General features: G+C 65.6%; 8 protein-coding genes. 2 read left to right on the top strand and 6 right to left on the bottom strand.

Annotated features, from left to right (window positions below; genetic code table 11):
* The 3 genes from JOY90_RS03020 to JOY90_RS03010 form a co-directional block, all read right to left on the bottom strand.
* The coding region (locus JOY90_RS03020) for a lipocalin-like domain-containing protein (protein ID WP_291689687.1) at positions 1 to 201 on the bottom strand (201 nt) is incomplete at its 3' end.
* Positions 202 to 712: 511 nt separating this feature from the next.
* Positions 713 to 1702, bottom strand: a complete 990-nt coding sequence (locus tag JOY90_RS03015; protein ID WP_291689686.1) for an ABC transporter substrate-binding protein — start codon at positions 1700 to 1702, stop codon at positions 713 to 715.
* A 15-nt stretch (positions 1703 to 1717) separates the two neighbouring features.
* Positions 1718 to 2488, bottom strand: coding sequence for an ABC transporter permease (locus JOY90_RS03010; RefSeq protein ID WP_291689685.1), 771 nt, complete (start codon positions 2486 to 2488; stop codon positions 1718 to 1720).
* A 351-nt stretch (positions 2489 to 2839) separates the two neighbouring features.
* Here JOY90_RS03010 and JOY90_RS03005 point away from each other — a divergent pair, with 351 nt between their 5' ends.
* Positions 2840 to 4447 carry a GMC family oxidoreductase gene (locus JOY90_RS03005; RefSeq protein WP_291689684.1) on the top strand — a complete coding sequence of 536 codons (1608 nt, stop codon included), beginning with the start codon at positions 2840 to 2842 and terminating at the stop codon, positions 4445 to 4447.
* Positions 4448 to 4563: 116 nt separating this feature from the next.
* On the opposite strand, the gene JOY90_RS03000 is transcribed toward JOY90_RS03005, so the two are convergent.
* The 3 genes from JOY90_RS03000 to JOY90_RS02990 form a co-directional block, all read right to left on the bottom strand.
* Positions 4564 to 5628, bottom strand: coding sequence for a hypothetical protein (locus JOY90_RS03000; RefSeq protein WP_291689683.1), 1065 nt, complete (start codon positions 5626 to 5628; stop codon positions 4564 to 4566).
* Between the two features lie 337 nt (positions 5629 to 5965).
* Positions 5966 to 6934, bottom strand: a complete 969-nt coding sequence (locus tag JOY90_RS02995) for an ABC transporter ATP-binding protein (RefSeq protein ID WP_291689682.1) — start codon at positions 6932 to 6934, stop codon at positions 5966 to 5968.
* Positions 6901 to 8070 carry a TAXI family TRAP transporter solute-binding subunit gene (locus JOY90_RS02990; RefSeq protein ID WP_291689681.1) on the bottom strand — a complete coding sequence of 390 codons (1170 nt, stop codon included), beginning with the start codon at positions 8068 to 8070 and terminating at the stop codon, positions 6901 to 6903. Before JOY90_RS02990 ends, JOY90_RS02995 begins: the two co-directional genes overlap by 34 nt.
* A gap of 285 nt (positions 8071 to 8355) precedes the next feature.
* On the opposite strand from JOY90_RS02990, the gene JOY90_RS02985 reads away from it, so the two are divergent.
* The coding region (locus tag JOY90_RS02985; protein WP_291689680.1) for a twin-arginine translocation signal domain-containing protein at positions 8356 to 8631 on the top strand (276 nt) is incomplete at its 3' end.

Here is an 8631-nt window from a genome sequence, read left to right as displayed (position 1 = left end):
AAAAATGGCCATACCCGTTGGGTTCGCTCCGAACTGCCGCAGTGTGGTGCCGTCGTTTTTCTTCTGCTCCCAGGAGATCACCATCCACGTTCCAACGAGTTGTTCCTTCAGCGATGGCTGCTGACTAGAGGCACTATTCGCGTGAAGGGAGGCCCCCAAAGCCGCGGCAATGCACGTACCGAGAATGCTGCGGTGCTTCATTGGTGTCCTCCACGGCTCTGCCAAGCCTGCTCCGCACTGTAGAACTACAGCGTATAGGAAATCCCGGCTTTCGAACGACTGATTTCCGCAACGGGTCACGAACCGCCCTCCCGGATGCGTTCGCGTCACTGTCCCTGTACCTCAGACAGCCGCCGACTTGCCGCACGGCGCAAGTCGGCGGCCTTCGGCCGAACCCGGTTGTGAGATCAAGCGCATCGTTTCGGCTGACAGGTGCAAGGTAGTCCGCGCGGACAAGCCGTCAGAACCTCTGTGCGGAGATACCGGAGCGAGATGGCCTTGGGACGGACCAGATCGCCGCGAACTCGGGTGAAGGTACAGGTTTGACAGTTCACACCAATGGCGCGCGTCTGCTCACCCCCAGCCTCTCCTAGAAGGACGGGAAGGTAGCATCGCTCCGGCGCCGCTCGATCGAACCCAATCTCGTGGTGCTTTGGACGTCAGGAGCGGCGGCATCACGCCGCCGCGCCTCCATGCCGCCCGCCCGCAGGCTTCACGCCACCGTTTCGAGATAGAGGCTGGTGTCGAAATATTTGTCGGCCGGCGTGAAATCCTTGATGCCGGCATTGGCCATGAAGAAGTCGGTGGACTGCTGCAGCCATCGCGTGACGGTGCCGTCCTGGTACAGCTTCTTCCAGTCACGCGAAGAGAACATCTTCTGCGCCTGGAACTGCTCCTTGAGATCGGCGAGCGGCACCTGGCTGTAATGGCCCTGCTGCAGCGATTGCAGCGCCTCGTCGCTGTGCTCGATCATGTGATCATTGGCCTCGCTCCAGCCCTTGATCAGCTTGACCAGCGTCTCCTTGTTGGCATCGAAATAGCTGTTGGCCGCCGCCCAGCCGTCGATGATCGCGGCCTGCGGATAATAGGCCGAGGCGTCGGCGAGCTTCATCGCGTCGGGCACCTTGTCGCGCACCATGATGTTGAACGGCACCCAGAGCGCGACCGCGGGCACGGCGCCGGAGATGAACGAGGTCACCGCGGCGGGCATGGCCTGGTTGAGCAGCTCGACCTCCTTTGGATCGACCGAATTGGCGCGCAGCGCGCGATCGAGGAAGACATGCGCGGTGGTGCCGGTGGTGGTCGCGATCCGCTTGCCCTTGAGGTCGTCGAACGACTTGATGCCGGCCTCGGAATGCACCCAGAGCTGCGCGGTTGCGACCTCGATGTCGTTGATCAGGAACACCCTGCCTTGGCCGCGCGCAGGGAAGTTCGAGACCACGGCGCCTGTCGCCAACACGTCGAGGCTGCCGCCGATCAGCGCCTGGAACACCTCGAGCCCGGTGTTGAACTGGCGCAGCTCGAGCTCGAGGCCCTGCTTCTCGAACGAGCCGCGGTCCATGCCGGTCCAGATCTGGCCGTCGACGGCGAGCGTGTGCAGATAGCCGACGCGAAGCTTGGTCCTGGCCTGCGCCAGCGCTGGCGCCGCCAGTCCGCTCAGCGCCGCCCCCATCGTCGTGGTCAGGAATTGTCGTCGATGCATGTGTTCTCCTCTTTGCTAGCCGACTGCGCGCTCCTGCCACACCAGCAGCCGCGCGCTGATCCGCCTCAGGATGGTGTCCATCAAGAGCGCCACGCAACCGATCGAGATGATGCCGACATAGATGACGTCGAGCAGGAAATAGGTCGCCGCATTCTGGATCAGCGCGCCGAGGCCGCGCTGGGCCGCGATCAGCTCGGAGGCGACGAGGGTGGCCCAGGCGACCCCGAGCGAAACGCGGAGCGCGGTGAGAATGTGCGGCACCGTCAGCGGGATGATGACTTTGCGGAAAATCTCGAATTCGCCGGCGCCGAGCGACTGCGCGACGCGGATGTGCAGCGGCGGGATCTGCGAGACGCCTTCGTACATCACGATCACGCCGGAGAAGAACGCGGCATAGAACAGGATCACGAGCTTGGCGGCCTCATCGACGCCGAAATAGACGATCACGAGCGGGATCAGCGCGATCGGCGGCAGCGCCCGGAAGAAGTTGATCATGGGGTCGGCGAGCGTGCGCGCCGGGCGGTACCAGCCGAGCAGGAAGCCGACGGGGACCGCCGCCAGGATGCCCAGCGCCACGCCGAGGAAGACCCGGCGGGTCGATACGAGGACGTCGTAGAGCAGGCCTTCATGCAGCAGCAGGTCGACGAACCTGGCCGCGACCCGGTGCGGCGCGGGGATCAGCGAGAGGTTGACGTAGCCGCTGGCGCGGACGCCGTACCAGATCGCGATGGCCGCGACCCAGGGGGCGAGGCCGAGCGACACCTGCTTTGCGACACGCCTGCTCATACGCTCCTTCCGCACCACACAATGATCGTACCCGGTTGTCGCCGGATCACGGCCGCGCGCATAGCGAGCTTTTCTGACACAGCTCTCTTTTTGATTGTTTGTGATCATCCAACCCGCAGCCGCTGCGAGCGGCATATGCCACCATTTGAGGCTGCAATGCGGTAATTCGATGTCGCGATGGGGTACAATGGTGCAACCTCTTGGTGCTGTGGGTGCGGCAAACGATCGCGCGCAGACGGACAGATGACTTGGGACGCATGACTTGGGACGCATGGCTTGGGACGCATGGCTTGCGACGCATGACTTGGGACGCATGACTTGGCGGCCGCCGATCGCGTAGGAAGATGGACCATGGCTGCCTCGGGATACGACTACATCATCGTCGGCGCCGGCTCGGCCGGCTGCGTCCTCGCCAACCGCCTTTCGGCCGATCCAGCCTGCCGGGTATTGCTACTGGAAGCCGGCGGATCGGATCGTGATTTCTGGCTCAGGCTTCCGGTCGGCTACTTTCGCACGATGTACAACCCGCGCTTCTCGCGGCATTTCGTCACCGAGCCGAGCGAGACCACCGGCAACCGTGCGATCGTGTGGCCGCGCGGGCGCGTGATCGGTGGCTCGTCGTCGATCAACGGCCTGATCTTCATCCGCGGCCAGCATCGGGATTTCGACGACTGGGAGCGTCTCGGCGCCAGGGGCTGGAGCTATCGCGAGCTCCTGCCGTACTTCCGGCGCCACGAGCGCTATCGCGGCGGCGAGAGCCAGTATCATGGCGGCCTCGGCGAGTTCGAGGTGTCGGAGCTGCGCAATGACAACCCGGCATCGGCGGCGTGGATCGAGGCGGGCGTCGAATACGGGTTGCCGCGCAATGGCGATTTCAACGGCGCGACCACGTTCGGCGTCGGCCGCTATCAGCTCGGCATCGGCCGGCATTGGCGGACCAGCGCGGCGTCGGCCTTCCTGCGTCCGATCGTGCGGCGCAAGAACCTCACCATCCTCACCGGCGCGCATGTCTGCCGCGTGCTGTTCTCGGGCCGCGTCGCGACCGGCGTCGAATGGGTGAGCGAAGGTGGGCGCGCGACTGCGAATGCGGACCGCGAGGTGATCCTGTCTGGCGGCGCGCTGCAATCGCCCCAATTGTTGCAGCTTTCCGGCGTCGGCCCCGCCGCGCTGTTGCGCGCGCTGGACATCCCCGTGGTCGCCGATGCGCCGGAGGTGGGCCGCAACCTGCAGGACCATTACCAGGCCCGCATCATCGTCCGCCTCAGGCGGCCGATCTCGCTGAACGACCAGGTGCGCCATCCCTACCACCTCGCGCGAATGGGCGCCGAATGGCTGTTCGCCGGCCGCGGGCCGTTGACGGTCGGAGCAGGGCAGGTCGGCGGCGCCGCCTGTACCGAGCACGCCGTCGGCGGCCGGCCCGACGTCCAGTTCAACGTCATGCCGCTGTCCTGCGACAAGCCGGGCGACCCCCTGCATCGCTATTCCGGCTTCACCGCCTCGGCCTGGCAGTGCCACGCGCAATCGCGCGGGGTGCTTGCGATCCGCTCGGCTGATCCGTTCGAGCAGCCGCGCATCGTGCCGAACTATTTCGTCGAGGAGATCGACCGCAGGACGATCGTCGGCGGCATGAAGATCCTGCGCGACATCTTCCGGCAGAGATCGTTTCGCGATCTCTGGGAGGTCGAGATGGCGCCCGGGGAAGCAGCGCGCGATCCGGCCGGGCTGTGGGAGTTCGCGCGCAGCACGGGCGGCACGGTGTTTCACTGCGTCGGCACCTGCCGGATGGGCGGCGACGAGCGATCCGTGCTCGATCCGCATCTGCGCGTGCGCGGGGTCGAGCGGCTGCGGGTGGTCGATGCCTCGGTGATGCCGCAGATCACCTCCGCCAACACCAACGCGGCCAGCCTGATGATCGGCGAGAAGGGCGCGAGCCTGATCCTGTCGGAAGGACGCGCCTAGAGCGTTTTCGAGCGAAGTGGATACCGGTTCGCGTGAAGAAAACGCGTCAAAACAAAGAAGCTAGAGCTTCCGTTCCGATTCCATTGGAACGGAAAAAGCTCCAGGCCGGGCGCGGCTCACCGGTAGCTCGCGAGCGCGTCGAGCTGGCGCTGCGCGTCCGGCGAGCCCCAATCGCGCGCACGTTGATACCAGCCGCGCGCCTGCGCGATGTCCGGTCCCGGATCGGAAGCGGTCGGCTGCCGCGCGGCGTTCGGATCGAAGGTCTTGGCGAGGATCAGGGCGGCGCGGGCATCATGGGCTTCGGCGGCCTGCATCAAGAGCGCGCGTGCTTCCCTGATGTCGCCGGTCGCGAGCATCTCCTGCGCGCGCCGCACCAGGGCCGCGATGGCGTTGGCGGTCATGGCCTCCGGCGTCGGCGCGGCCGGCTCGGGCTGCCGCGGCAGGGAAGGCGGCGCTGCCGGGAGCGGTTGCGGGCCCGGCGTCACGGCCGCCGTGGTGAGCGGGGGCGGTGGCAAGGGCTGCCACGACAATTGCAGCACGCTTCCGACCAGAACCGTGCCGTCGGGATTGTGCAGCTCGGCGGAAAGGTCGATCGTGCCGACGAACTCGCTCGGCGGAATCACCTTGGCGGTCGATACTTCGTCGGCGGCCAGGCGCCATTCGGTGAGGCTGGTCGGCACGCCGGTGGTCAGCCGCGCATTGGCCGGCAGGCCCTTGACGGTGACGGTCGCGCCGGGATCGGCATGGTCGACGCTGACGCCGAGCGACAGCGTCTCGTTCACGAACGCGCCCTGATTACGGACCATCAGCGTCGGCGCGCGGCGCGGCACGGCGGGCAGCATCCCCTTCACCGACTGCCACATCCGCAGCGCCGATCCGTCGGTGGGCGCGGTCGACGGCGAGGATACCGCGACATAGACCAGCGCGACGGCAGCGGCGCTCGCGACGGCGACCACCAGCTGGCCGAGCAGCAGCAGCGACGGCCGCCGCTGCAGCACGGACGGCACTTCGCCCATCTCGGACTCGCGCTGCTCCCGCATCATCCGCGCCACGGCTTCGGCGAAAATGTCGGACTGCGCGCTGGACTGCTCGTCGCTTCCCGGCAGCGGCCGCAATTGCAGCGCGCGTTCCTCCGGCATGAAGTGAGGCATCGAGAAGCGGTCGTCCGGGCCCGGAGTCATGACCTTACTTCGTTCCCGCGCTCTCGGCGGCGCATAGTGAAATGGATCGTTGGAATCGAGCTTCGGCTTCGGCGACTCGGTCACGCTGCTTCCTCGCTGCCCCGACGCGTCGAGCCTGGCGACTCGGACCCCATCCCCCGCGCTTGATTAATCGCGCTTTTGGTCCAAAGTGTGGGCGGATGACGAAACAACCTGAAAATGCTGCCGGTGGCCGACGCGGCTCATTGCAGCCATTGCGGGTGCAACCGTCGCGAAGCGGTTCGGCGATCAATATTCAACCTTTGAGTGTAGATCGACGGCGCAGCTTTCGCATCTGCCGGACGGCGTGCGCATGACACTACCGGGGGAATGGCTCCGGCCGCGCCTGGGCCTGCTGCGCGCGATATTCGCTCGCCACGAGCTCGCGGATCGTCCGGCGCAGTTCGGCGAACTCGGCGCGCTCGTGGATCTCTTCGTGGCGCGGATAGGGAAATTTTACGTCGACAATCTGTCTGATGCGCGCGGGGCGCGCGGTCACCACGATGATGCGCGACGACAGATAGATCGCCTCGTCGACAGAGTGGGTGATCAGCATCACCGTCTTGCCCTCGGCGGCCAGCACCTCGAGCAGCAGGTTCTGCATGTTCGAGCGCGTCTGCGCGTCGAGCGCGCCGAACGGCTCGTCCATCAGCAGGAATTTCGGCTTCACCGCATAGGCCCGCGCGATCGCGACGCGCTGGCGCATGCCGCCCGACAGGTGTTTCGGATAGACATTGGCGAAGTCCGACAATCCCATCAAGGCGAGATAATGCGCGCAGATTTCCTCGCGCTCCTTGGCACCGATGCGGTTGGCGGCGAGGGAAAGGCCGAAGGCAATGTTGTCCTTCACCGTGAGCCACGGAAACACGCCATATTCCTGGAAGATCACGCCGCGCTCGGGGCCGGGGCCCGTGATCGGCCGGCCCTCGAAAGAGACGCTGCCGGACGTCGGTTGCTGGAAGCCCGCCAGCATGTTCATCATCGTGGTCTTGCCGCAGCCGGACGGCCCGATCACCGAGACGAAGTCGCCTTCGTGGATCTCGCAACGCATGTCGTCGACCGCCTTCAGCGGACCGCTCGGCGTGTCGAAGACGACCGAGGCGTGGTCGAACCGGGCGAGCGCCGGCCTGGCTGCCGGCGCTCCGTCGTCTCCCCGTGCGGCACGGGGCGTGATCTCGTCGGCGCTGCTCATGCGGTCAGGCGGTTTCTCAGGCGGTTTCCCGGCCGCGATGCCCGCAGCGTCGGCGGGCGGCATCAGCGCTGCTTCCTGGCCTCGCTCTGCTGCCATTCCAGGAACTCCCGGAACATGCGCTGCTTGTCGGCCGGACTTTCGGACTTGACATTGTCACCCTGATACTTGGCGCGGAACTGGTCGAACTTCGCCTGTAGTAGCCAATCCTGCGCCGCCTGGAAACGCTGCCAGCCCGGTAATTCCTTGCCGAGGTCGACCTCCTGCCATTTCGGGTGCCGGGGCGGCTTCTTCAGATCGGGGAAGTGCGTGAACAGCGCCTCCACGAAATTGGCCACCCGGCGATAGCGCTCGCTGCCCACCTGCCAGTTGTTGGTGATGAGCACCGAATCGACTGCGACCGTCTGGATCCTCTGGCGGCCGGCGTCGACCAGGCCGGGATAGAGCGACTGCTCCAGCGTTCCCGGCTGATAGATGTTCTCCAGCGTATGAGTATAGGGCACTTCCACCAGATGCAGATTGTCGGCGGCCGGGATGTGGGCGAGCACGCCGGCCGGCTTGCCGGAGAAGTCGACGGTCGCGGCGATGCTGCCATCCTTGATGGCGACGATCGCGTCGTTCTGGCTCATGTTGACCTCCTCGACATTGATCGAGAGCAGCCCGAACACGTCGCGCGCCGTGATCTGCGTCGAGGAGCCTGTCTCGGAGAAGTTGACCTTCTTGCCGTTCAGGTCCTGCAGCGACTTGATGCCGCGGCCCGCCACCACATGCATCTCCTCCGGGTAGAGGCGGGTGATGTAGGTCAGCCGCTGGTCGAGCGCGCTCGACAACTCGCCGGTGGAGGCGAAATAGCGCAGCATCTGGGTCGAAGTGATCCCCATGTCGACGCCCCGCAGATACAGCACGTCGCGGATGTTCTGCGCGCCGCCCATCCCGACGATGGGAAGGATGCGCAGGTTCTCGCCATTGAGCACGACGGCGAGATCATGGGTGATGTCGAGATAGGTGTCCTCCGGGCTGCCGGCGATGATCGCGACGGTGTTGGCGTTCAGCTTGTCCTTCCATTGCTCCTCGATCCGCGGCGGGCGCGAGGTTGCGGGCGCCGCCACCTCGCAATTGGCCGTCAGCGTGCCGGTGAGCAGCACGATCAACGTGAGCGCGAATGCGCCGGCCAGGACGTGAACCTTGGGTTGTGACGGCGAATGGCGAAATGGCGGGAAGGCTTGGTCGATCATCGTCTTGTCCCCCGATGATGGCTTCCGAAATGAGGCGGAGAGCACGGCCGAAAAGCGTCGAACCGGCCGACTCTCGTTGAATGGTTTGTCCGGTTTAAGGCTTTTTTGTTCGGCTCTCCGCCGTCGCCTCAATTTTGCAACCGATCTCTGGGATACGCCTGGAACACGTTGAGGTTGGGACGTGCTGAAGTCGGCACACGCCGAGGTTGGCTTGCGGTAAGGTTGTGCCTTCACGACGAAGGCGCGGCGGTCGTGCGCCAGAAAAATGGCAATGGGAGGGGTGCGATGGATCGGCGTCAGTTTCTCGCTACGGCGGGCTCGGCAGCGGCCGCAGCGGGGATTGCGAGCCCTGCGGTCGCGCTGGTCCAGGTCAGGACCAAGGTCCGGGTCGGCTATCTGCACACGATCGCGGTCGACGAGCAGCTCTGGCTTTGCGACCATATCGGCGCGTGGGCGCGCAACGGCCTCGATCCGCAGTTCAAGCTCTATGGCACCGGCATCGAATTGTTCAAGGCGATGGCGGCCGGCGACATCGACATGCTGGTGACCGGCGCGGTCTGC

Source organism: Bradyrhizobium sp. (genome assembly GCF_019242285.1).
In the GTDB taxonomy this organism is placed as follows: Bacteria; Pseudomonadota; Alphaproteobacteria; order Rhizobiales; family Xanthobacteraceae; genus Bradyrhizobium.
The sequence above is the reverse complement of the archived record's forward strand: the minus strand, read 5'-3'. Positions and strand labels throughout refer to the sequence as shown.